The organism is Arthrobacter sp. MYb23, assembly GCF_002979775.1.
Classification (GTDB): Bacteria; Actinomycetota; Actinomycetes; order Actinomycetales; family Micrococcaceae; genus Arthrobacter.
This window is the reverse complement of the sequence record NZ_PCPR01000002.1, coordinates 296,558-321,639: the sequence shown is the minus strand read 5'-3', so window position 1 is coordinate 321,639 and position 25,082 is coordinate 296,558. Positions and strand designations below refer to the sequence as shown.

General features: G+C 60.0%; 18 protein-coding genes and 1 pseudogene. 13 read left to right on the top strand and 6 right to left on the bottom strand.

What is annotated here, in order from left to right; genetic code table 11:
* The first annotated feature begins 141 nt into the window (after positions 1-141).
* The 7 genes from glf to CQ020_RS03900 all read left to right on the top strand — a co-directional run bounded on the left by glf (position 142) and on the right by CQ020_RS03900 (position 8,531).
* Positions 142-1,326, top strand: coding sequence for a UDP-galactopyranose mutase (gene glf, locus CQ020_RS03930; protein ID WP_105690645.1), 1,185 nt, complete (start codon positions 142-144; stop codon positions 1,324-1,326).
* Positions 1,323-3,317 (top strand): glycosyltransferase, encoded by a 1,995-nt coding sequence (locus tag CQ020_RS03925; RefSeq protein ID WP_105690644.1) that lies wholly within the window; start codon positions 1,323-1,325, stop codon positions 3,315-3,317. Before glf ends, CQ020_RS03925 begins: the two co-directional genes overlap by 4 nt.
* A gap of 2 nt (positions 3,318-3,319) precedes the next feature.
* Positions 3,320-4,177 carry an ABC transporter permease gene (locus CQ020_RS03920; protein WP_105690643.1) on the top strand — a complete coding sequence of 286 codons (858 nt, stop codon included), beginning with the start codon at positions 3,320-3,322 and terminating at the stop codon, positions 4,175-4,177.
* A complete protein-coding gene (locus CQ020_RS03915; RefSeq protein ID WP_105690642.1) occupies positions 4,178-4,909 on the top strand; it encodes an ABC transporter ATP-binding protein in 732 nt (243 codons plus the stop codon).
* 71 nt (positions 4,910-4,980) lie between these two features.
* Positions 4,981-7,083: a DUF6541 family protein gene (locus CQ020_RS03910; protein ID WP_105690641.1), complete on the top strand. Its 2,103-nt coding sequence runs from the start codon at positions 4,981-4,983 to the stop codon at positions 7,081-7,083.
* A 2-nt stretch (positions 7,084-7,085) separates the two neighbouring features.
* Positions 7,086-7,571, top strand: coding sequence for a GtrA family protein (locus tag CQ020_RS03905; protein WP_105690640.1), 486 nt, complete (start codon positions 7,086-7,088; stop codon positions 7,569-7,571).
* A gap of 3 nt (positions 7,572-7,574) precedes the next feature.
* Positions 7,575-8,531, top strand: coding sequence for a glycosyltransferase family 2 protein (locus CQ020_RS03900; protein ID WP_105690639.1), 957 nt, complete (start codon positions 7,575-7,577; stop codon positions 8,529-8,531).
* Positions 8,532-8,609: 78 nt separating this feature from the next.
* On the opposite strand, the gene CQ020_RS03895 is transcribed toward CQ020_RS03900, so the two are convergent.
* Positions 8,610-11,885, bottom strand: a complete 3,276-nt coding sequence (locus CQ020_RS03895) for a chitobiase/beta-hexosaminidase C-terminal domain-containing protein (protein WP_105690784.1) — start codon at positions 11,883-11,885, stop codon at positions 8,610-8,612.
* A gap of 484 nt (positions 11,886-12,369) precedes the next feature.
* Between CQ020_RS03895 and CQ020_RS03890 the strand changes: the two genes are divergently transcribed.
* The 3 genes from CQ020_RS03890 to CQ020_RS03880 all read left to right on the top strand — a co-directional run bounded on the left by CQ020_RS03890 (position 12,370) and on the right by CQ020_RS03880 (position 15,112).
* The gene (locus CQ020_RS03890; RefSeq protein ID WP_105690638.1) at positions 12,370-12,888 is read left to right on the top strand and encodes a hypothetical protein; all 519 of its coding nucleotides are present in this window, start codon (positions 12,370-12,372) and stop codon (positions 12,886-12,888) included.
* Between the two features lie 309 nt (positions 12,889-13,197).
* Positions 13,198-13,605 carry a hypothetical protein gene (locus CQ020_RS03885; RefSeq protein ID WP_146116610.1) on the top strand — a complete coding sequence of 136 codons (408 nt, stop codon included), beginning with the start codon at positions 13,198-13,200 and terminating at the stop codon, positions 13,603-13,605.
* Between the two features lie 160 nt (positions 13,606-13,765).
* The gene (locus tag CQ020_RS03880; protein WP_105690636.1) at positions 13,766-15,112 is read left to right on the top strand and encodes a neutral/alkaline non-lysosomal ceramidase N-terminal domain-containing protein; all 1,347 of its coding nucleotides are present in this window, start codon (positions 13,766-13,768) and stop codon (positions 15,110-15,112) included.
* Positions 15,113-15,182: 70 nt separating this feature from the next.
* Here CQ020_RS03880 and CQ020_RS03875 read toward each other — a convergent pair whose 3' ends face one another.
* Positions 15,183-17,927: a GH25 family lysozyme gene (locus tag CQ020_RS03875; RefSeq protein WP_181151741.1), complete on the bottom strand. Its 2,745-nt coding sequence runs from the start codon at positions 17,925-17,927 to the stop codon at positions 15,183-15,185.
* 284 nt (positions 17,928-18,211) lie between these two features.
* On the opposite strand from CQ020_RS03875, the pseudogene CQ020_RS03870 reads away from it, so the two are divergent.
* Positions 18,212-19,108 (top strand): annotated as a pseudogene (locus CQ020_RS03870) (CpaF family protein); the annotation flags it as partial.
* 24 nt (positions 19,109-19,132) lie between these two features.
* Positions 19,133-20,824, top strand: a complete 1,692-nt coding sequence (locus CQ020_RS03865; RefSeq protein ID WP_105690634.1) for a recombinase family protein — start codon at positions 19,133-19,135, stop codon at positions 20,822-20,824.
* A gap of 106 nt (positions 20,825-20,930) precedes the next feature.
* Here CQ020_RS03865 and CQ020_RS03860 read toward each other — a convergent pair whose 3' ends face one another.
* From CQ020_RS03860 to CQ020_RS03845, 4 genes are all read right to left on the bottom strand, one after another.
* Complete coding sequence (locus CQ020_RS03860) at positions 20,931-22,727, bottom strand: ATP-dependent endonuclease (RefSeq protein ID WP_105690633.1); 1,797 nt, start codon at positions 22,725-22,727, stop codon at positions 20,931-20,933.
* Between the two features lie 327 nt (positions 22,728-23,054).
* Positions 23,055-23,327: a hypothetical protein gene (locus CQ020_RS03855; protein ID WP_105690632.1), complete on the bottom strand. Its 273-nt coding sequence runs from the start codon at positions 23,325-23,327 to the stop codon at positions 23,055-23,057.
* 2 nt (positions 23,328-23,329) lie between these two features.
* Positions 23,330-24,166, bottom strand: coding sequence for a M23 family metallopeptidase (locus tag CQ020_RS03850; RefSeq protein WP_105690631.1), 837 nt, complete (start codon positions 24,164-24,166; stop codon positions 23,330-23,332).
* A 33-nt stretch (positions 24,167-24,199) separates the two neighbouring features.
* Complete coding sequence (locus tag CQ020_RS03845; protein WP_105690630.1) at positions 24,200-24,523, bottom strand: hypothetical protein; 324 nt, start codon at positions 24,521-24,523, stop codon at positions 24,200-24,202.
* A 246-nt stretch (positions 24,524-24,769) separates the two neighbouring features.
* On the opposite strand from CQ020_RS03845, the gene CQ020_RS03840 reads away from it, so the two are divergent.
* Positions 24,770-25,018 (top strand): hypothetical protein, encoded by a 249-nt coding sequence (locus CQ020_RS03840; RefSeq protein ID WP_146116609.1) that lies wholly within the window; start codon positions 24,770-24,772, stop codon positions 25,016-25,018.
* Positions 25,019-25,082: the final 64 nt, after the last annotated feature.

The window sequence follows — 25,082 nt, the reverse complement described above, 5'->3', positions numbered from 1 at the left end:
CAGTCTCCCTTTGCCCTTTGCCGATGCGCCCCGTCCCTGCCGGGCGTCACCCCGGATACGGGGAACCCGTGCCAAGTCGGGTAGCCTTGACCAGTAGACGTGGGCATCTCTGTGCCCGCACGCCAATACACAGGAGAGTTTGTGAACGCTGATCTCGTCGTCGTCGGCTCGGGTTTCTTTGGCCTGACCATTGCAGAACGCGCCGCTACCGAGTTGGGGCTGAAGGTTGCGGTGCTCGATCGCCGCCACCATATTGGTGGAAACGCCTACAGCGAAAATGAGGCGAAGACCGGAATTGAAGTACACCGCTACGGCGCCCACCTCTTCCACACCTCCAATGAACGTGTGTGGGAATACGTGAATAGGTTTACCAAGTTCACGAACTACCAGCACAAGGTTTACACCAGCCACAAGGGTGAGGTGTACCCCATGCCCATTAACCTGGGCACCATCAACCAGTTCTTCCGCTCGGCCATGAGCCCCACGGAAGCAAAGGCTCTCATTGCCGAGCAGGCTGGCGAGCTGGCGGGTACCGATCCCCAGAACCTCAATGACAAGGGCATCCAGCTTATTGGCCGTCCCCTGTACGAAGCCTTCATTAAGCACTACACGGGAAAGCAGTGGCAGACGGACCCGAAGGACCTGCCGGCTGAGATCATCTCGCGGCTTCCCGTGCGTTACAACTATGACAACCGGTACTTCAACGACGCCTATGAGGGTCTCCCGGTAGACGGCTACACCGCCTGGATCGAACGCATGGCGGATCACCCAAATATTGAGGTGGTCCTGAACACGGACTTCTTCGACGACGGCGAATATGGCCGGTCCTCAGTCATCGGTCAGGTGCCGGTTATCTACACGGGGCCGGTTGACCGCTATTTCGACTACGCCGAAGGCGATCTTTCGTGGCGCACCATCGATCTCGAAGAGGAAGTCCTGCCGATTGAGGACTTCCAAGGTTGCGCGGTCATGAACTACCCGGACGCTGATGCCGCATTCACGCGTATCCACGAGTTCCGCCACTTCCACCCCGAGCGCGACTACACCAAAGACGCCACGGTGATCATGCGGGAGTTCTCCCGCTTTGCCGAAAAGGGCGACGAACCGTACTACCCCGTCAATACTTCTGATGACCGTCAGAAGCTGCTGGCCTACCGCGATCTTGCCAAAGACGAGAAGTCGGTCCTCTTTGGCGGCCGGCTGGGAACTTACAAATACCTCGATATGCACATGGCCATCGGATCGGCTTTGTCCATGTACGACAACAAGATCAAGCCGCACTTCACCGGCGGCGCCAAGCTTGAAAGCGGGGGAGTGGACGCATGACCGCTACAACAAACGAAAGCCAGGAGATCGCCATGACGGCTGCTACCCCGGCATCCACGCAACAAAACCTGCGGATTGTCCAGCGCGTGATTTTTCCCGCCAACCGCGACCTCGACACACTGCCGCTGTACGTGGATCCCGACACCAACAAGGTCCAAAGGAGCGGCGGGAGCGCCGATGTGCAAGCAATCGGCATGGCACGTAAACTCCACCCGGAAGACATCCTGGGGCGCGGCTCCGTCCAGGTTCGCCGTGGTGAGCGCCTGTCGTTCGGTTCCTACTTCAACGCATTCCCTGCCAGCTACTGGCGTAAGTGGACTATCGCTACGAAGACCGTCCTCCACATTGAAACCGAGGGCGAAGGCACGGTTATCGTGTACCGTTCCAACGCCCGGGGCGCTGCCCAGCGTGTGGACTCGATCCTTATAGAGGGAGCGTCCAGCAACGATTTCGAGTTGTCGCTAGCTCCCTTCGGTGATGGCGGCTGGTACTGGTTTGACCTTATTGCCGGCGGCGACGGCATGACGCTGAAGAGCGCGCACTGGGCCGTTCCCGACGAGGGCCGCCCGCAGGGCAAGGTCACTTTGGGTGTCACTACGTTCAACCGCGCCGACTACTGCCTTGAGACCATCAAAGCCATTGATGCGGACGCAGGTCTCCGTGAGATCCTTGCCGAGCTCATCATCGTGGACCAAGGCAACAAGAAGGTTGCCGATGAGGCAGGCTTTGACTCCGTGGCAGAGTCCATGGGCGAGCAGCTGCGCGTGATCAATCAGGGCAACCTGGGCGGTTCCGGTGGGTTCGCCCGCAACATGTACGAGATGCTTGTGTCCGACAAGAGCGATTACGTCATGCTTCTGGACGACGACATTGAGCTCGAGACAGAGGGTGTCATGCGCGCTGTTGCGTTCGCTGACCTCTGCCGCAAGCCCACCATCGTGGGCGGCCACATGTTTGACATGTACAACAAGTCGGTTCTCCACGCCTACTCGGAGGTAGTGAACTTCTACCGCTTCCTCTGGGGCCCGGTGGAAGGACTCGGCAACCACGACTTCTCTGCAGCCGGACTCCGGTCTACCCCGCAGCTTCACCGGCGTTGGGACGCGGACTACAACGGTTGGTGGATGTGCCTTATCCCCAAGACCGTGGTGGAGACCATTGGGCTTTCGCTTCCCGTCTTCATCAAGTGGGACGATGCGGAGTATTCGCTCCGCGCCCGCGCGGCAGGATTCCCTACCGTCACGCTCCCGGGTGCCGCAGTCTGGCACGTCTCCTGGGCCGACAAAGACGATTCTGTGGACTGGCAGGCGTACTATCACGAACGCAACAGGCTCATTGCCACGCTGCTGCACTCGCCGTTCCCCAAGGGCGGACGTATCCTGCGCGAAAGCCTGAACGCGGACGTCAAGCACTTGGTATCCATGCAGTACTATCCGGAGCAGGCGCGCATCATGGCTCTTCGCGATGTCTTGGCGGGCCCGGGCAATCTTCACGATCAACTTCCCACCATGATGCCCAAGCTCCGCGCCATGCGTGATGAGTTCCAGGATTCCCAGATCAAGACCGATCCGTCTGCCTTCCCGGAAGTTTTCCGTAAGCGGCCCCCGAAGAAGCCTCAATCCTACAAGCAGCCGGGTGCACTCGGACTGCTTCCTTGGGCAGTGAAAACCGTCCTCAAGCAGACGGTGGCTCCGGTCCGCGATTCTGCCAAAGTCAATCCTGAAGCGCACGTTGCGCACCAGGATGGCAAGTGGTGGAGCCTGGCACACCTGGACAGCGCCGTGGTTTCCAATGCCGATGGTACGGGTGCCTCATGGCACCTGCGTGATCCTCAGCTGGCACGTCAGCTGGTGGTTGAGTCGGCCAAGCTTCACGCACAGTTGTTCTCGAACTGGGGGACCCTGAGGACCCAGTACCGCGAAGCCCTGCCGGAGATCACGTCCATGGAATCCTGGCGGAAGACTTTTGAAGCTTCGGAGCCCACCAAGTAGCGATGTCGAACTCCACTGATACATATGCCGTTCCCGGAGTAGGCGCCGGGCTTCTTGACGTCTACCGTCGCAGGTATCTGCTCAAGCTGATCGTGCGTAAGGAACTCCGGGTCCGCTACCGTGGCTCGGTGCTGGGTTTGGCGTGGTCGTACGTCAAGCCGTTGGTTCAGTACGTGGTGCTGTTCTTCGCCTTGGGCATCGTATTGCGTGTGGGGGACCAAATTCCCAACTACGCGCTGTACATGTTCTCCGGCGTTATTGTCATCAACTTCTTCTCTGAAGCGTTCTCGAATGCCACACGGTCGATCGTCTCCAACGCGGCGTTGGTTAAAAAGATCTACTTGCCGCGCGAGCTTTTTCCCGTGGCCTCGGTGTGGGTTGCGGCCGTACATTTTCTGCCTCAACTGATCGTCTTGCTGGCAGCAGCATTGCTCAGCGGTTGGCATCCTGATATTTCGCAGCTTTTCGGAGCGTTGCTTGGGTTCGTCATCGTCGCGGTCACGGCCACAGGGTTGGGGCTGCTGGCCGGTGCCATCAATGTGTTCTTCCGGGACGCCGAGAACATCGTGGACATGCTCATGATGATCGTGACCTGGACATCCCCGGTACTCTACGACTGGACCATGATCCGGCGCCTGGCCGCACCTTGGGTGCTGACCATTTACCAACTCAATCCCATCACGGTTGCTGTGGAGCTGTTCCACTGGGCCTTCTGGTACCCGACAGTCAACCAGCCTGTCGAGTTGCCACCACACCTGCTGATTACCGGCTTCATTGGTCTTGGCATGGCTGCATTGTTCCTAGTTATAGGCCAGATCGTCTTCCGACGCCTCGAAGGCCATTTTGCGCAGGAGGTTTAGTTGGGCGCCGCAGTAATCGTCAAGGGGCTGAAGAAAACCTTCAACCTCCGCCATTCGCATTCCCTGAAGGAAACACTTGTGTGGCTCGTCAAGGGACGCAAGGGTGAGCTGACTAAGAAGTTTGATGCCCTGCATGATGTGAGCTTCGAAATCCAGCCGGGAGAGACGGTGGCTTTGCTGGGCTTCAATGGCTCCGGCAAGTCGACCCTGTTGAAGCTCATCTCCGGTGTGATCCTGCCGGATCAAGGGACCGTCCGTACCAAGGGGCGTGTGGCAGGCCTGATTGAAGTTGGCGCAGGTTTCCACCCGGATCTTTCCGGCCGGGAAAATGTGTACCTCAACGCTGCCATCCTTGGAATGTCCGAGCAGGAAATCCAGGACAAGTTCGATGACATTGTGGCTTTCTCGGAGATCGAGCAGTTCATCGACACTGAAGTGAAGTTCTACTCCTCGGGTATGTTCCTTCGCCTCGCCTTCGCCGTTGCGGTCCATACACAGCCGGACATTTTCCTGGTGGATGAGATCCTGGCGGTGGGCGACGAACCTTTCCAGCGGAAGTGTTTGGCCAAGATCAAGCAGCTTTCCGATGAGGGGAGAACCTTGGTGGTGGTAAGCCATGACCTGGACATGATCGCGCGTATCTGTGACCGCGGAGTCGTACTGTCCTCGGGGACAGTGCAGTTCGAGGGCCCTGCTGACCAGGCTGTGGCCTGGCTCCGGGAACGCAACTAACCGGCATCAATTGCAAGAGTCGTCTGTCAACGGATGGCTAGTAGAAGCATCTAAGAAAGGCGATCGTAGGGATGGGTATCGGCCCGCTGCTGTTGTGTGTACTCCTGATCGTTGTGTTGTGGTGGGGGCCAGGCTGGCTCCTGGGCGAGGCCTTGGGCGTGCGTCGGATTCTGCTGCCTGTGGTGGCACCGTTGCTGGGAATGGGCGTTCTAACCGTTATTGGCGTCATGGGCAATGCCTTGGGCTTGAGCTGGCAGTTGCTCCCAGTCATGTTGATTCTGGTGCTTTTGTCCGCAGTTCTTTTCGTCGCGCGGCTGGCTCTCCAACGTCGTTTCCCGGATAAGTTCGATAACCCGCCCGCAAAGAGCATTTTTGGGAAGCACCATTTCAAGGGGACCTGGTGGGTCGTCGGCGCTGGCCTGGTGGCAGGCGGCGCCGTCGCCGCGGTGTCGTGGACTGTTGGTACTGAGGGTCTTCTGGGGATAAACCAGGACTGGGACATCCCATGGCACGCCAACATGATCCGGTTGATCTCAGTCAATCACGAGTGGGATCCCAGCATCGCAGGCAACTTTGCCTACTACGACACCAATATTGCCGAAGCCCCGATCCGGAGTTACCCGATCGCCTTCCACGCCGTGCTCTCGCTTTTCTGGCCGATGAGCGGCGTCAGCATCCCCGTGTTCCTGAACGCCTTTGTCCTGGTGATGATGGGCGTTCAGTTGCCCTTGAGCACCATGGCGCTGACCATGGTGGTTACCCGCCGCCCCATTGCAGTGGCAGCCGCGGGTGCCGTGTCGGGCTGGTTCACCGTGTACCCCTACGACTTGCTGTGGCGTGGTCCGCTGATACCCTTCTTTGCCGGGATGCTGCTGGTGGGTCCTTTTGTATACCTTGCTGTCAAAGGTGCAGTGGACCGCCGGAAATTCTGGATTCCAGGAATCGCCTTCGGAGCAGTGGGCCTGATCGCCGTTCACCCCTCCTTGGCCTTCGTGGTCTTGCCGGTCCTGGTTTTCTGGATGCTCTCGGCGCTGGTACGCCGTAAGGGGAGAATTCTGGGAATTACCGTCTACCTGGCCGTATCGGGTGTGCTGGCCGTCCTCTTGGGACTGCCCATCATTACCCAGATGTTGAAGGAATCCGAGCGGGTTTCCAAGCAGGTCTGGGCAGCCGACACGGACCGCAACGGCGCCATTCAGAATGTTATTTTCCTGAATCACGGTTCCATGGCCATGCCGATCCTGACAGCCATGGTGGCATTGGGCTGCATTGCATTGGTCTTCCGGATCCGCATGTGGTGGTATTTCGGACCCGTCCTCGCGTTCGCCTTCCTGTCGGTTTACACCATGGGTACGGACAACCCCCGCTTCATGTCGTTGACGGCGCCTTTCTATGATGACCAGTGGCGGATCTTCGGCATCCTCGTCATGCTCCTCATACCGCTGGCGGGCCTGGGTGTTGCCCAGGCAGCAGAGGCAGTTGTCTGGCTCGTTGGCAGGGTTCGCGCTTCCCGCTCCACCAACCGGGAGGTGGGCTCGTCGAGCAGGGGCAGCACCGTGTTGACAGCTGCCGTGGCCGCCGCTGTGCTCCTGGTGAGCGGCATTGCGGCCATCCCGTACTTCAAGCAAAACGCGGAGCGAATCAACATCAACACCAAGGTGGACGGTGCAACGCTCAGCAAATCCGAGGTGGATCTGCTCAGCACCATGGACCGTTATGTTCCGCAGGACGCCACCGTGCTGAACGATTCCTGCGATGGTTCCGTGTGGATGTATGCGCTAGGGAACCGAATGCCCATGATCCGGCACTTCGAGATCCTTCCCACAAACCGGCAGCTGCTGGTCCTTCAGAAGCTGGGTGACCTCGCCTCCGACGACGCCGCCCGTGCCGCTGCTTCCGAGCTTGGCATCGAATGGGTGTACATCGCCGACGGGCGGATCCGCGCGTGGGATGAGCCCAAGCCGGGCCTGACCCAGCCGGATTCCATCCCTTACCTTAAGCTCGTGGTGCGTGAAGGGAACGCGGCTCTGTACAAGATCGACTGGAGCCAGCTGCCTGGCGGCAAGCAAGCGTTCGACGCCGCTTCCAAGGACCGCCTTCAGCTCGACGGTGTTTCCGGAATCCTTGAGAACACCAAGCCTGATGGCATAGCCCCGCTAGGAAGGATCTGCTGATCATGAAGGCTTTCATCGGAAAGTTCATGGCCTCGAGCCTGTTCAAGTTCCTTGTGGTGGGTGGCTTGAGCTTCCTGGTTGACCTCGGCCTGTTGGCCCTTTGTTTCCAGGTCTTCGGCTGGCCCCTGTGGCTTGCGACGGGTGCCGGATTCTGGGGCAGCTTCTTCTTCAACTACTTCCTGCAGCGCCATTTCGCCTTCAACGGCGGAGGCACTGCACTGGGTGGCGTTCTCAGGTACTCGGTGCTTCTGGCATTCAACACTGTGGCCGTCATGGGGATTGTGGAGCTCTTCCAGTTCCTGGGGGCCGGATATGTGGTGGGTAAAGTAGTTGCGACGATTGTCACCATGGGGTGGAACTACTTCATCTACAAGCACTGGATCTTCCCGCAGCAAAAGCAAGTGAAGAACGCCACTGAACCTGTAAATGGCCAGCCTGACTCCGGCTTGCCGGCCCAAAACCTCACACCTAACAGCAGCGAAGGATAATCGATGTATCGAGGCGTTCGAATTGCCGCGGTAGTACCGGCCTATAAAGAAGAAAACCACATCGCACGGGTCATTGAAACGATGCCCGACTTTGTTGATGACATTGTCATTGTTGATGACTGCAGCCCGGACGACACCTCTGGTGCTGCCCGCCGGGCCGACGACGGCCGGGTCACCTTGATCCGCCACGAGGTCAACCAAGGCGTGGGTGGCGCTGTCCTGACAGCCCACAAGGCTGCAATGGAACTGGGCTCCGACATCAACGTCGTCATGGCCGGCGACGCACAGATGGATCCTGAATACCTTCCGCAGCTGCTGGACCCTGTGGTTGACGGCTACGGTTTCGCCAAGGCCAACAGGTTCTTCTCCGGCGAATCGTTCGCAGGCATGCCCGGTTACCGCATCTTCGGCAACATCGTGTTGTCCTTCATGACCAAGCTGGCTTCGGGCTACTGGCACATCTTTGATCCCCAGAATGGCTACACCGCCATCCGGACCGAGGTGCTACGCCGTCTGCCCATGAACAAGGTAGCGGCCCGATACAGCTTCGAGAATGACCTCCTCATCCACCTGAACATCCTGGATGTTCCGATTGTGGACGTTCCCATTCCGGCCGTGTACGGCAATGAGGTGTCCAGCATCAAGCTCCGGAAGGTCATCCCTGAACTGCTGGCGATGCTCTTCGGTGGTTTCTGGCGCCGGGTGTGGTGGAAGTATATGGTGTGGTCCTTCTCCGCCGTGGCCCTCCTGCTCATTGCCGGAATCGCACTGATCGTCATGGGCCTGGTGGCCGGAATCTGGGTTCTGGCAGCCAGCGTGGGTTCACCCACGGCGGGGTCGGTGATGCTTGCTGTGGTGCCGTTTGTACTGGGTGTGCAGATGCTGTTGGTCTCACTGCAACTGGACATTCAAGCCAGTCCCAACAGGCCTTCCATGCATCCCATGAAGGAACGTACCTAGAAGGCCGGATTCAAGAAGACAAGGGGAAAGCCCGGACGCATCAAGCGTCCGGGCTCTCCCTTTGTGCAACCCATTCAGCTAGGGGAGGGAGGTGAATCCTCCCCAGCCCCAACCCACCTGGCTGCGGGACAGCCAGCCGGAGTTTCCGTTGCCCGGGTAGAGGAAGAGGTTGCCACCCGAGTCCCGGGCGAGGACATCGTTCTTGCCGTCGCCGTTGAAGTCACCCGGGCCCAGGATGGCGGTCATTCCGCTCCAACCACTTCCCACTTGGGCCCTGCTGAGCCACCCACCGGTTCCATTGCCGGGGTACAGCCAGAGGATGCCTGAGGTGTCGCGGGCAAGAACATCGGATTTCCCGTCACCATTGAAGTCACCGGTGCTGAGGATGGCATTCATGGCATTCCACCCGGCGCCCACCTGCACGCTTGATGCGAAGCCGCCGGTGCCGTTGCCACGGTAGAGCCACAAGGTGCCGGCGGAGTCCCGGGCCAGGACGTCGGCTTTTCCGTCACCGTTGAAGTCGCCCGGAGCGAGGATGAGCGTCATGCCCTGCCACGCCGTTCCTGCCTGGACCCTGGTCTGCAATCCGCCGTTGCCGTTGCCCGGATAGAGCCACAGGACCCCGCTGGTGTCGCGTGCCAGGATGTCGCTGCGACCGTCACCGTTGAAGTCCTTGGCGGGGATGATCGCATTCAGCGAGTTCCATCCGGTCCCCAGGGATCGCTGGGTCAGCCATCCGCCGGTTCCATTGCCCGGGTACAGCCACAAGGTGCCGCTGTTGTCCCGTGCCACCACATCGTTCTTGGCGTCTCCTGTGTAGTCCTTCCAGGTGTTGGCCGGAGGTGCAGCCACTGTGTAGTTCTGCGTCACGATTGCGGAACTGTTGTTGGAGGTGTCAACGGCGAAATACTTCAGCGTCATGGCTGCCGAGAGGGTGATCGGTGCCGTGTACTTGTTGCCGGCCGTAGCCGTGGGATTTGCACCGTTGGTGGTGAAGTAGATACTGGAGCCCGGCTCGTTGGATGCCAGCGTGATTAGTTGATTCACAGGGTAGCTGCCACCTGGTGGGGTTGCAGTGACCACTGGAGGTGTGGTGTCCAGCACCGTGTAGGCGCGGGTTACCACTGCCGAGGCGTTGCCGAAAGCATCCACAGCCACTGCCTTGACCGTGGTGTTCGCGGTCAGGGCGAACGCGGCGGTGTAGGCCTTGGTGGGGCCGGTAGCGGATGTTGCCGGCGTGGTGCCGTCGGTGGTGTAGAAGATGCTCCCGGCCTCACTTGATGACATGGTGACCTGCTGCCCGGAAGCATAGCCGCCGGCTGCGGGGGACACCGTGAGGGTGGGGGCCACGTTGTCCACGACGTAGCTTTGGCTGGTCACGGAGGAGGTGTTTCCTGCTGTGTCCCGGGCAAAGTATTTCAGTGTCATTGACGTCAACGGGATCGGCCCGGCATAGACGGGGCTGGCCGTTGTGGGAGGTGAACCGTCGGTTGTGACGAACACGGTGGCCGCTTCATTGACCGAAAGGGCAACGGTCTTGTTGGGCCCGTAGGTTCCGCCGACGGGATCAGCAGTAACCACCGGCGCGGTGGTGTCGGGAGCGAATACCGTCACATTCCGCGAGGCCGTGGCCGTGTTTCCTGCATTGTCCCTGGCCTCCACGGTGAAGGCTGCGGGACCACTGGGAACGTCCGTGTACACCTTGGGAGAGGTGCATTCAGTAAAGGCGTTGGAGCCAAGCTTGCACCTGAAACCGGCTATATCCGGTGACGACGAGGCGAAAGTGAAGGAAGGCGAGATGCCTACCGTTGCGCCCTCCGCCGGATTGCTGATGGCAACCTGCGGAGCCGTCAAGTCAGCCGTGACCGTCACCGTAGCCACGGGGCTGATGTTGCCTGCCATGTCCGTGGCCCTCACTCCGAGGACGTGCTGTCCCGCCGTCGTGAGGTTATAAACGTAGCCGTTGCTGCAGGCCGTGAACGTGGTGGTGGAATCGACCGAGCAGCTCAGCGTGGAGTCGGGATCGGAGGTTACCCCCAGGACTGGCTTCCCGTTGACTGTTGACCCGGCAAGCGGTGCGGTGATCACGGGTGCCGCAGGTGCCGTCAGATCAACGGTGAAGGAGCGCGATACCGGGAGGCCTGACGGTGCTGCCCGGACCGAGAACGTGTAGGCGCCGTTGGCCAACGCTGCGGCTGGCGTGAAGGTACCGCCAGTGCAGACCTGCCACACCGGCGTCGCGGTGCTCAGTTGCAGGCTGCACTCCAGTGCTCCGCCCGCCGGGGTGGACGTGACAGTGAAGGTGGGGGTTGAATCATTGGTGAATGCCGGGTTTGCGGCCTGGGTTCCGTTGGCCGCCGTCGGACCACTGATGATGGAGGGGACCACGCCTCCCAAGGTCAGCAACCTGCCGCGTTCAGTGGGCTTGGCCGGATCCAACTGCCCCGGATCCTCCATGACCAGTACCTTGCCGTTCCGCATGGACAGGCCACCGATCTTGCTGAAACCAAGAGCCCACTGGTTGTCCACAGTGTCCGTGCTCAGGTCAATGCGGGAGATGGTGTCCTTACCGGCGTCGGCCGTTGTGGTTCCGCCGCCGGTACCGGTGTAGAGAACCAGGGGTGACTGCCAGTCGTAGTAGAGAGCCGTCGGCTTGCCGACGTTGTAAAGCGGCACCGGCACGAAGTTGGTCAGCACGCCGTCGTCGGGAGCGGTGAAGACCGTCAGGCCTGACGTCTCAGCCACGTAGACCACCACGTTGCCGGAGCTGTTCCGGTGCGTGGCGGCCAGGCTCAGGGACTTCGTGTTCACCGAGGCGATCGATTCAATGCTGGGGTGGAGGGCTGTGGGGTCCACGATCTTGATGATGGAGCGCGCGTTCGCAAACGACAGGTAGATGTTCCCGTCCGGACCGTCGCTTACTGCATTGGGCCGAAGATCGCTGTCAAAAATGGTCAACGAACCGTCGTAGTCGAAGGCCGACTCATCAGGATTCCAGCGTGCGCGCACAACATCGGAACTTCCGACGGCAGCATCCGGAATGAATGCGATTTCGTCACCACTGCCGGCAGAGGCGGGTGACGGATCGATCATGGCGGGTGTGCCGGCCAGTGCGGGGCCGTCACCGTGTCCCGGGAGTGTTCCCCCGAGACAGGTGCCCGTCTCGATGACTCCCGTGGTTGCTCCGCTGGTTTCGGTGACACGGCAGAAACCCGCGCGGGCATCCGATACCCACAGTCGACCATCAGGGTCCTGGACGGTTCCGGATGCCTTGGTCAGGCCCGTGGTCACTGTTTGGCGCGCTTGATCGGCGAAGGCCGGCCCTGCGGTGAGTACACCGGTCAGAGCCGCCATGGCCAGGCTGGCGGTGGCAAGAACCGCTGTGACCTTGTGGCGTTGCCGCCCGTCACCCGCTAAATAGCGGACGGTTTTTCGGGCGGTTGGTTGAGAGGTTCTTGAGCGACCGGCGAAGGCAAGACATGCCAAACCAAGCTGAAGAACACTGCGATTGCGCGTGTCCACCGAGGGATCCCCACTTCATTCGGATGCTCCCCAGCTCCGCATGCATTGGTTATTCGCCCCACGCCGTTTCCGGCTGCGTCTTAGTACATCTTCCACCAATTTTCCCATTTGTCACTAGGGGATCTCATAAAAACCGCCCGAAAGGCTATTTTGACGAGGCCAATGCTTGACCGTTGTGTGCTCGCCCCGCACGATGGTGGTGGAGGTTCGAATGCGCAAATCGTGGGCAATGGCAGTACCGCTGGTGATGCTTTTGGTCGGGTGCACAGCACCTTCTCCGCAGCCCACAACAGGAGGCCCCACCCCGCAACCTGGCGTGAGCAACACAGCGCCAGCCAGCCGGCCGCCGTCGGACATCGCGTCCCAACCGGCGCAACCGGGTGAGCCGGCAGTGCCCACTCAGGGCCCGGCTGCGGACCGGGAGCTGCCCGGTGCTGACGAACCCGGCCGGTACGCCTACCGCTGCACCAGCCTCGATGCATCACCGGAAGTGCAGCTGTCCAGCCTGGCCGAAGTATGGGCCGCCACCAACTACACCCGCATGGCCTCCTGTGAGGTCAGCTTCCAGGGCGAACAGCCTTTCGAATCGACTCCTGCCGAACAGCAGGCGATTGCGACGGCGGCACCCGACGCCGCTTCTCCGGAGGAAGACCTCGCGGTGATGCTGGACGTCATGCGACTCTGCACCAGGATCAGCGATGAAACCGGACCTGGAGGCTTCAAGGACGCCGGGCGTGAAACCTTGACTGCTGCGGCGGCCTTCTGTCCCGAGGCGCCACAGGCCAAGATCATTGCTGAATGGGCGGACGGCACCAGGACTGGTGCCGCGCAGTAGCGATTCCGTCCCTGCGGCGGGTTCCATGGCGGTCATCCGGCGCCTGAAAAAGAAATGTAGTGACAAATTCAGGATTTAGGGGAAGATGTACTAAGACGCAGCCGGAAACGGCTTGGGGCGAATAACCAATGCATGCGGAGCTGGGGAGCATCCGAATGAAGTGGGGATCCCTCGGTGAACATGCGCAGGCGCAGTGTTCTTCAACTCGGTGTGGCATCTATTGCCTTGGCCGGCTGTTCAGGAACCAAAACATATACGTCCCAAATCTCGGCTTTGCAGATGGCCCCTGTTGTCGATACAGACAACAAAGTGGCTGTTGAGAAGCCTGAGCCCAAAATTCGGTACCAATTCACGTGCACCGCTGCCGACGGCAGCTTGATCGGCAAGTTCTCCAGCCTTGACGAGGTATGGGCGTCAACGCGCTACATGCACATTGCCGACTGCCAAGTGGCCTACGTGGGCCCTGGACCGCTGGTCTTGACTCCCGAAGAGGCTGCTGCCGTCAACGCCGCAGTCGCAGCGGGCGCTCCTCCCGGACAGGCCGACGAGCTGTGCCTCCGGATCGTGAGGGCATGCACGCGCACAGATCACAGAACGCTTGCTGCTTCCTTGGCTGCCTACGGAGTTCCCGTGGTGAAAGGGGCCCTGACCCTGGCGCCTTTGGCCCCGCAAGCCGCGCTTTTCACGCGCTGGCTAAAGACATCTTCGCCCCAGTGAACGCCCGTCCACTAAACGGTCTTTTATCCACACATCCTTGCGGGTCCACATGGTGTAATGAAGATGGTCCCGCGTCTTGGTATTTCAACGTTTTCGGGAAGCTGACTTTGCTGGAGCAAAGGACGATCACCCGTTGCGCACAATCGAGGAGTGATCTCTAATGGCGTTTCGAATTGGAACGGCAAGCGCTGATATAACGCCGTCGCTAAGCACCAATCCGTATATGGCCGGATACGGTTCCACGGACGGTGGACGCGAGGCCACCAGCAGTTCACCGTTCGAACCCCTGTACGCCCGGGCCATTGTGATTTGGGAAGATGCCAACCCCCACATCATCATCAGCCTGGATGTCCTGGCGTTGCCGCGGGCCATGCACCAACGGATCCGGGACCGGATCATAGCTCTGGCCGGATGGTCCAGCAGCGACATCCTGATCCAGGCAACACACACCCACAATGGACCCGCTTTGATCGATACTTTGCACCCGTTCATGGCCTATGGACTGGCTGATCTGGGGCTGGTTCGCTCCTACAGCGCCGACCTGGAAGACACCATCGTGGATCTGGCCCAGTCCGCTCTGGATGCGGACGAAACCGCGGTGACGTTCGACTACAAAGTCTCCAGCCAGAACTTCGCGGCTAACAGGGTGGGTCTTCCGTACACGGAGACCGCAGTACCCATCCTGGTGGCGCGGCGGTCAAACGGTACGCCCGCCGCGGTGATTTTCAGTTACGGTTGCCACCCCATCAGTGCAGGCCTGCGGACGCTGTTCGACGGCGATTTCGCGGCCGGCGCCTGCAATTACATCGAGAATCGCAACGCTGATTGCTTTGCGATGTTTATCCAAGGGCCCGCCGGTGACCAAGACCCCGGAGGTGTCAGGAGCTGGGAACTCCGCGACCAGCACGGCGATGCCCTGGGAGCCACCGTCAATAACAACATGCAGTCCGCAGGCCGTGCGCTCAGCGGTCCGTTGGTGACCCGTTACCAGGAAGTCCAGCTTCCGCTGGACATCACTCCGACAGCAGGAAACCTGGCCTCGGTGCGCGCTGCCTACGTTGCCCGGCTGGCGAACCCCAGCGGCCAACCGCAGTGGTACCAGCGGCACGCCCAGGTGATGATCGGGCGCATTGACAGTAACACTGTGGCCACGTCCGTTCCGTCACCGTTCCAAGTGTGGAAGTTCAACGGCAGCCCGCAGTTGAAGATCGCCATGATCGGTGGAGAATTGGTCAGCGGCTATGCTGCCTACTTCAGGAATCTCAATGGAGGCACCAATGGAATTATTGTCGGTGGCTATGCAAATGAATCCTGCTGCTACATTCCCAGCAACGAATTTTTTGGGGCTTCCATGCCTCTGGGCAGTTACGAGGGTGGTTGGGAACCTGACTTCCCCGGAATTGCCGGCGGCTCAATGACGGTCTACGGCCACATTGCGCATTTTAAGGCGGGGAGCAATGGTGTGGAAACCACTCTGATCAATGCCATGAATTCATTGCTGGCGTAATTCCCGTACAACAAAAGGGTCAGCCAACTCCCGTTGGCTGACCCTTTTGTTGTACTTCCAAACGTTCTTCCTATGGAGCGGCAGGAGCCAGGATGGTGAGCCCGTTCCAGCCTGAGCCGATCCGGGTTGCCGTTCCCCATGTCTTGTTCGCCCCGATAGGGTAGTACCTGAGCTCGCCGATGGTGGTCCGGGCAATGATGCCGGTGGAGCCTGCTCCGTCGAATCCGCGGACTGCGTTGAAGCTGGAAATGATATTCCAGCCTGTGCCTTCCAAGGTCGCAGCGCCGGCCAGGAAATTGCCGGTGCCGTTGGAGCGGTACAACTTCAAGTCGCCGGTGCTGGTTTTGGCCAGCAGGTCAGGATTGGAATCCTTGTCGAAGTCCATCTGGACAATGTCCATCCCAGTCCAGCCAGTACCGATGGATACCCCGTTGGAGACTGTCTTTCCCGATGGGTTGTTAAAGTAGTAGATCCGGCCCGTCGAATCGTAGCCCACGATCCCCGGGTGGGCATCGGCTTTCTTCCATGTACCTACAGTCAGTGTCCAGCCCTTCCAGTTGCTGCCCAGGGAGAAGGGTGTGCCAAAGCCCTTGCCGTTCTTGCCGGGGTACACGTTTAGCCGGCCATCGGACCATTGGGCCACGATGTCCAGATTCCCATCCCCGTTCCAATCGGTCACGAATCCTGCCGAGAGTCCGCCCCAGCCGGTTCCCACCAAGTCCTGGGGCAACAGGGCGGTGGTGCCGGTGCCCGGGTAGCGGTACAGGTTGGCATCGGGTCGGACCGCCAGAAGGTCTTCCGAATCGATGCCGAGGGTCGAATCGACATCCAAGGCGGCCCCACTGATGAGGGAAGCGTCGTTCCACCCCAAACCAACAAGACTGCGGTCGCCCCAGTTTCCTGAGTACGCGGGGTAGTAGTACAGGTCCCCATTGGCGGCCCGGGCGTGCAATCCCTGGGAGTCAGCTCCTGAAAAGTTCGTCGAAGAACTCACCGCAGTCATTCCACCCCAGCCTGACCCGATCACAGAAGCGGGTTCGCCAAGGAAGCTTCCGACGCCGTTGGATCTATACATCCTGAGGGTTCCGTCGGCAGTCCTTGTGACCATGTCTTGGTTGCCGTCACCATCAAAATCGATCTGATTCAGCTGGTGCCCGCTGAAACCTGTGCCGATGAGGGTACCATTTCCAAGGCCTCCACCTCCGGTGTTCGGGTAGCGGTACAGGTTTCCTTGGTAATCCTGGCCTACGACGCCAGGGTATCCGTCCTTGAGGTTCCACCACCCAACAGTGAGCGACATTTCCCGCCATCCGGAACCTACTTGGATGGGGGCGTAGAAGCCTCCGCCCGGAGCGCCCCTGAACACTTTCAAAGTGCCATCTGACCATTGGGAGAGGATGTCCTGCACGCCGTCCTGGTTCCAGTCCACCACGTATATCGCAGTAGCCCCGGACCATCCTGAGCCGATCCCAACCGGTCCGGTGATCCGGCCCGCGCCGTTGGCAGGGAAAGCATCCAAGCTCCCTCCCGCGTTGGTGGCGAGGAGGTCGGCTCCTGAGCGGATGGAGGGATTGGATGGGGACGAAACGCCGCGCGCAAAAGTCCTGAGTTGGTCATAGCTGCCATTGAAGATGTTCGAATCGCCCTCAAACGGGCCGGTGCTGCTGTATTGCCACATGGTGTAGTTGCCCCAACTGGAGGGCAGGTTCCCGGGAGAGTTTGTGGGGTTGTTCCAGTACGACGCAATCCACAGCGGATAGTTTCCGAACGTGGAGTTCCCCACGCAGGTGTTCCACCAATCGGTGGTGCTGTAGATGACCGGGAAGCGGCCGGTGAGGGCCTTGACCGTGTTACCAAAATCGGCTGCCCATTGTCCGAGCTGGGCCTTGGACATGTCGTAGCAGGTGTTGCCGAAGTAGAAGCCGTTGATGGTGCGTCCGGCGTAGGGGTTGTATTCGATGTCCAGGACGGGTGGGAGGGTGTAACCGTCGGCAGTCCATCCACCCCCGTTGGCCACGAAGTATCTGGCTTGATCCGCACCCGAGGACCAGTTGGGGATCGCGAAGTGGTAGGCGCCCCTGACCATGCCTACGTCACGGGAGCCGTTGTACTGCTGAGTGTAGTTTTCATTGAGGTAGTAGTTGCCCTCGGACGCTTTGACGTACGCCCACCGGGAACCCTGGTTCCATTGGCTCTGCCAGTTGACGTTGCCTTGGTGGGCGCTGACGTCCTGTCCAGCGATGCCGATGGTGGGGCGCCAGTGACCTGTGTCAGCAGCCATGGGGACGACGGAATTCACTGAACCGCCCACTGCTCTGGCTCCTGATGGGGGTGCAGTGGCGTTCTCTTGCTTTGCCGACAACACTCTTGGTGATCTCTGGCCCATTTCAGCGCCACCGGCCGGAATAGCCGCCCGCATTGCCGCTTTCATGGCGTCGGCATCGGGTGCGGTGCCAGGCGATGCCTGGGCCGTTGGGCGCTGCGTCGCCGACTGCCCGGAGGCGTCTGATGTTGGCGCTGGAGCAAGTGCTGGTGAAGGTCCGACGGCGGGAAACGGCTCTTGCTGCTTGGGCACCGACGTGTTACTCGGCAACTCGCTGCCAGGGGTCGCTGAACCGTAGCCATCTCCGGCCGGGCGGGGCCCCTGTGAAGGTGACGCTTCCTGAATGTCGGACGTCGGAGCCGGTTGGGGGCCGGAGGACTGTGCCCATGCCGGTACTCCGAGGCAACTGCCCCCCACCAACGCGATAGTCAGCGCTAGAGCTGCACGTGCCAGCGGGATGCGGCGGAACGGGTCCATCGAACTAGTTTTCATTTTCACATCAGGCCCTGTACCGCGGCTCAGCGGCGCATGGTGTGGCTTGCGGACAAGCTCCGGGGCGGGCGCTTGCGCATGAGACCAAAGGCCAGCTCCTAACGGGCTTTACCCTAACACTCCGAAACTGGAGTGACTAGTGGGATTGACGATGCTGAGGTGACAGATGGTGAGAGTTATCCACACGTGCTTCACGGCGACTTGAGGCGTTGAATTCCCTCGCCTAGCGTGAACAACTCGAGATGCGCCTCTCGTTTACGTGCTCGGGATCATGGGGGAGAGATGTGGATGCTGTAAAAATCGTCGAGGGTGAAGTCCGCGAACTCATCCGACGCCGCGGATTGGATCCGTTGGAACAAGCCAAAGATGTGCGGCTACTCGTGGACGCTGCCGTCAACGATTACGACGAACGGGCACTGCTGGGCCCGCTGCCATCGCTAGGACACCTTGAGGCTGCCCGGCAACACATTTTTGATGCAGTGGCGGGATTTGGCCCCCTGCAGCCACTCTTGGATGATCCCACTATCGAAGAGGTATGGATCAATGCCCCGCACGAGATCTATGTGGCCCGCAACGGGGAATCCGAGCTGACGGCCGTAAGTCTCACTGAGCAGCAAGTGCGCGATCTTGTGGAAAGGATGCTCAAGAGCTCCGGGCGCCGCGTGGATGTCTCGTCCCCTTTCGTGGACGCTGCCCTGCCGGACGGGTCACGGCTGCACGTAGCTATTCCGGATATCACCAGGAAGCACTGGGCTGTCAACATCAGGAAATTCATCGCGAGGGCAAGCCGGCTCGAACATTTGGTGGAGCTTGGGAGCCTGACGCCCCAGGCGGCCAGGTTCCTTGGTGCATCGGTAGCCAGCGGACTCAACATTCTCGTGTCGGGGGCAACCCAAGCCGGGAAGACCACCATGTTGAATTGCCTGGCTTCCAGTATCGGTTCCCGTGAACGCGTCATCACGGTTGAAGAGATCTTTGAGCTGCAGCTGCCCCTGCGGGACGTGGTGGGATTGCAATGCCGCCAACCCAACCTTGAGGGTGAAGGCGAAATTCCTCTGCGGCGCCTTGTCAAGGAAGCGCTCCGGATGCGTCCGGATCGTCTGATTGTGGGAGAGGTTCGCGAAGCGGAAAGCCTCGACATGCTCATTGCACTGAACTCCGGGTTGCCCGGGATGTGTTCATGCGCAGTGCACTAGAATTGACTCGTGACCAAGCGCGCTTTTATATACACCCGCATCTCCCAAGATAGAGGCGCGGAGGGGCTCGGCGTGCAACGCCAGGAAGAAGCGTGCCGGGAGTATGCTGCCCGCCACGGCATTCAGGTTCTTGAGGTGTTCACTGACAACGCTACCTCTGCATTCAGTGGCCGGGCTCGCCCGGCCTACACGGCGATGCTGAACCGGCTGAGCTCCCGAGATGCGGACGCTGTCATCTGCTGGCGGATGGATAGGCTCCACCGCCGGCCAATAGAACTTGAAGAGTACGCAGACATATGTCAAGGCAGGCGATCGGACAGCCCCATCCTCACGTACTCTGTGACCGCCGGAGGAGAGATTGATCTCTCTACCGCTGACGGACTGCTAAGGGCCGGCATCATGGGGCAGGTGGCGAGATTTGAATCAGCAACAAAGCGTGACCGGGCCAGAGCCAAGGCGGAGCAACTTGCGTCCGAGGGACGCTGGACTGGTGGCCGGCGTCCGTTCGGGTGGGATATCAATAACGGGCGTCTTGTCCTCAACGGCCGCGAAGCAGCGGCGCTTGCGGCGGCGCACTCGGATGTACTCGCTGGCAGATCGCTTGGCTCCATCATCAGGCAGTGGAACGAAGACGGCTGGGATGGAGAGCCTTTGTTGACCACGGCATCCAAGCCTTGGGGCTTTGCTCAACTCCGTCAAGCGCTGCTGCGCCCCCGGAACGCAGGGCTGTATGAGTTCCGTGGTGAAGTACTCAGCCGGAACCAGATCCCGCCCATCGTCTCTGAAGCCGTCTGGCGCGCTGTAGTCCGGACTTTGGAAGCTCCGGATCGTCGGCGCTCGCAGAGCAATAAGGCCGTGCATCTACTTTCTGGCATTGCCCAGTGCTACTGCGGCAAGGCCCTACTTTCGGGCACCGTCTACGGGCGCCCAGATGTTGGGACCGGCACAAGAAAGAAGTTCACCGTGTATCGCTGCCCATCCAGAGGGAAAGGGCATGTTGGCAAGCGCGAGGAGTATGTTGACTCTACGGTGGAGCTCTGGGTGATGCGGTACATAGGACAGGCGGTTCGAGCTCAGCCCGAGAGGCCAGAGGACAAGGAGGAGCGGGAAGCAATCACACTCGAACTGGAAGCGTTGGGCGCGCGAGAGCGGGGGGCCGGAAGTGCGCTGGCATCCGGTGACATGACGGTTGGTCAGATGCGGGAGTTCAACGATGCAATCCGTCGAAAGCGAGAAGGTCTCGAGCAGCGTTTGGCCGCGCTCGGCTTTCACCAAAGTGAAGGCCTTGACCCGCTGGCGAAATTCGACCACGAATGGGTCACGACGGAGCAGCGGTTCAATGAGTGGCTGGCCCTGCCGATCGACGATCGCCGGGATTACATACGTTCGAGGTTCCACGTAATCCTTCACCCTCACAATGACGGATCGGCACGCATCTTTGATCCGAATACGGTTAGCGTCCATCCGAAGAAGCCGGGGGAGGCTCGTCGGTTGTTGGACTACGACGAGATCGCAATCCTGGAACGCCAGTCCCTCGGGGAAGAACCCGGCAAATGGCTTCAGGGCTTCAGGGAGAATCGTTTCGGCAATACATACGATCGCTCCCGGAAGAATAACGAGAGGTTCGCCAAGTTGGCCGAAGAGAACCCCGTGTTTGCCAGGATCAGGGAAGACATTCTCAACCGCAAGTCATCCAAGTAGGAAGAGGGGGGGTGTCAGATCCAGCGCCTGACCACCTCGATTAGAGTCTGTAGCTCCAGGGTGGACCCGGCTGGGGCGGCCCACCCGGATATGGCGATTAAATGATTCATGGACTAGAGGGACCGTTTGACACCGTGAAGCCTCCTGCCGCCAATATCCGTCGCAGGTGATCCTGAGCGGGTGCTCCCCGATGCGCATGGGCTGCGAGGGCCGCTTCCAGCCATGCGTCTCCTTTTCCTACTTGGACCTGAGGAGCGAATCGCTCTAACTCCCCGACATGCACGGGCACTATTCCGTGCGCGGCCAGCTCGCCCATCAGTTGCTGAGCCTTAGCGTGTTCTGACTTGAAAGCGGCCATCCCATAGTCCTTAAGTCGCTTCCACTCACTCTCCACGCCGAGTGCGGCGGAGACGTCAGACTTCGTTTGACCGGAATAACGGGCGCCCGGCTCAATGCTAAGAATGCCTGAGACAATGGCTTCAACCTGGCGGTTAGTGCGTGGAGTCCGGGAGACCTTGAACTCTGCCGTCGCTGCCTTGTAAATATCACTGATACCCGACCAGTCGCCTCCGAAAGCCCTGTAGAGTCGCTCGACGTTCGGCTCCGAATTGAGTATGTCGAGGTCGGGAGATGCGACGACCGGAACGCCTGACGCGATCAGGACCTCTGCTAGTCCTGGAATATTTCCCTTGCCAGCCGATGGGACGAACAGCACGTCGTGCGGGCGGAGGGGGAGTGTTTCGTGCTTATTAAGTTCCTCTAGGGCAGCCGCGAAGAACTGGCAGTCCCGCTCATTCTCAGCAATGACTACCAATTTGTGGAAAAGGCCGTCCAAGAGATTGGAATGGCGTATAGATGCCTTGCCCCATGCCTGGCGGAGCTTCGCCGAGTCCAAGTGCTTCGCCACAGAGGAATCGCCGTCTCTACTCAAGCGAATCACCGACACAGATGCTTCGTCAGCGTCAAGCAGGCCAGTCAGGAAATGCCGATCATGCGTGGCCACAATCAGCTGAACACTTCGCGAGTGGGCAAGTTTGGCGAGTGTTGCCCCCAGCTTCCTTGCTTGAGGGGGGTGTAAGAAGGCTTCTGGCTCGTCTACTAGAACAAGGGGGAAAGTCGAAGTCACCACCGGGAGCAGGAGCGAGAGAGCCGACTGCATACCGTCCCCTTGACCCTCCAGCCCGGGCAATGCCAAAAGTTGCCCTATGTATTCAATGTCCACGTCGTCTATCGGCGGGGCAGGCAATTCAGGTTTGCCGACTCGAAAGAAGAGGTTACCGCCAAGTCGGTCCAGGGTCAGCTCAGCGTTGAAAATGTCCTTGGCGGCGGCTTGAAATCCTCGAAGTAGTTCAGGGTCCTGTTCAACGCGGTGCAGCGGATGGGAGGGCGGCTCATTCCAGCTTCCCCGTCGAGGGGTGGGCTGGACGTAGTGGAATCTGTCCCGGGCCGTGGCAAAGTGAACCAACAGCTGGAAGAGGGGGCCTAGTACCTCTTGCTGGTTGAAATGACTGCGGTACATAAGCAAAGTTTCGGCTGGGAGCAGTTGTCCATTCGCAGAGAAGCCCTTTGAGCTGAGGGACAGAACCATGTATGGAGCAACCGTCGATGCCCAGGCGAGAAAGTCGGCGTCACTGCCCTGCCAGTCGACTACCGCCGACTGCAAGACATTTGTGGATCTGTCGCTGCGCTCAGTCGTAAGACTGCCGATTATCTCTCGAAGCAAGGTGGATTTACCGACATTATTTCCACCAACGATGGCCGTAACCCCAGACCGCTCAAGGGCGAACGACGAGCCGGACTTTAGAGCGATGTTCGAAATGTAAAACGCAAAGTTTTCTGCCGCACCGCCCACGAGGTCCTCGGAGAGGCCTTCCTGCCATATGTTCTGATTTCGCACGCTCACAGGCCGATCTTAGCGGCCCGTGAGGTGGAAAGATCGACATGAAGTCTTGGCCCGGCCTTTGCGCGTCCGTAAGTGAGGGCGCTCCGCCTCAATGTCGATTTCCCGCCCCTTCGCGCAGACTCAGCTGCCGAAGACATTGACGTTGCGCCTCATGAGGTTTCCGCTCTTCACGCTGATTGTCTGCGCGGCCGTCCCAGCGACCTGCTTCGCTTCGGCGACAAACTCACACCTCGAAGCACCCTGACGACAAATAGTCCCGCAACGCAAAAAATGCGGCACCAGTTACTCGCAATGAGTAACTGGTGCCGCATTTTTTTGTGCCCAGAATCAGGCAGCAGGCGTCTTTGGTTCGGCGCCAAGGCCGACCTTTGTCAGCCATTCGTTGATGAACGGGTTGGCCATCAGGCGTGTCACTGCAGCAGACACGAGGAGGGCCGTCAGGCCCGCTCCCGTCGCCTGCTCGGGACTCTGATTGGTCACGGCCGTATAGAGCGTCGGAGCAGCCACAGCGAGGCCGGAGCCGAACTGGATGATGCTGCGCAGTGTGCTCTTCCAGGGATACTTCGACTGCGTGGGACGCGGCGCTTCGTGAGCACCCATAACTAGGCTCCCTTCGAGAGTTCTACCAGCAACGCCTTTGCGAGGTCGGGTGTGATGGCCTTGGCAATCTCCTGCGCATCGACCTCCACGTTCTCAGCAGGCGCAGCTGCGAGCTGGGCCAATGCAAGTGCAATGGGGCCAGCGCTGCGGACGCCGGACTCGCCGGGCAGTACCTGAGCGAGCGTGGCTTCGGAGGCTGCGCGTGCAGCTGCAATGTCGAGCGCTACGCTGCCTGCGGCCTTGTAGCCACTCTTGCCGGCGGACACTGTCTCCCAGAGCCAGTTGAGCCGCTCGCGATCCAAGTCTGTGAACATATCGTCTTCCTCAATCGGGGTAGTGGTGGTGCCTGCAGGCGCAATGCTGCTGAACAGGACATCAGGGTTGGTGCGGCCATACATGTAGCCGTTGAGCAGGTAGCCATCGAGCAGCGCCTCGAAGTGGAGATGGTCGCCAGTGGATGCTCCGGTATTGCCGGAGGTGCCAAGGACTTGTCCTTCGGCCACTTGCTGACCAACCTTGACTCGCGCGCCACCGTCCATGCAGTGGCCGTAGATGCCAAAGAACCAGCCATGGTCCACGACGTAGCAGTAGCCAGCGAACGACGGGCTAATCCAGAACGGGTTGCTGGCGTAGGTGCCGCCATACCAGCCGACGTGGATAACAGTGCCGGAGGTCACCGCCCTGACGGGCGTGCCACTGGGGCATGGGTAGTCGACGCCGGTGTGACCGTCAGGCTGGTAGTTACCAAACTGCTTGATAATCCAGTGGCTGGCTGGCAAGTCCTTGGTTGGGTTGTCGCCGAAGTCTTGCGACGGCGCGTAATCAACGGGATGAATCATGAGAGCTCCTGGTTGATGTCACCCGACGACTTCCTACTTGAGGCCGTCGGGTCGTTTGGGGGGAGGCGGCGGGCCTCCGGCCGCGCCCCATGCCAGGAGCTCGATCTCGTAGGGGCGCCAGAGGCCGATCTGCGTCCACAGCTCGTCAATGCGAGCGTCTTGCGCAGCCATTCGCGCGCGGTCAGCTTCCCGCTCTCGCTGGTCGAGTTCGCGTTCTTTCTGGAAGCCACTGACCATGACCTGCATCTGCGAGAAGGGGTCAAGCTTGGTGGGTCGCTTGTTGATGAGGGCGGCAATAACGCCGCCAACTCCTGTCGCGGTCAATAGGGCGAGGATCGCGGTTGCCCACTCTGGCATCAGCCGATCCCTCGGTAGTGAGAGGCCATCAGGCCTCCTTTCGGATATGACAAAGGCCACCCGGTTGCTGGAGATTCCAGTGGCCGGGTGGCCCTTTTGTCGTTTCTAGGAAGAAGTTGCTTGGCGGCCAGCGAAAGAGACTTCCGGCCATTGATGCGCGATGGAGGTGTGATCCGCCGCAGCCTGCTCCAGGTACCTAGCCGCATCTATGCGAGTACTTAGGCCAACTGGGTTAGCATCTGTGGCATGACTAGTGACCCCGTGCATGATCGTTTGTTTGCTGCCGAGAAGGACTCGAAAGACCATCTGGACTCTCTCTTGAAGGAGAAGGGCGACCAGCTCGGGATCGACTCTTCCGCCGAGCCGGTACCCGTTGAGCCCGGCGACGCGGAAATCATCGAGACAACCGATGAACACCAAGAAGCTCAGCTCCAAACGCAGGTGCATGACGCTATCGAGTGGGCAGTTAGTCCCAGGGATGACCTGCAGTCCTAGCAGACTCGCATCCCACGAAAGGCTGAGAGCGTTCGATGGCACCTTGCCTCTGGTTGAATGTGAA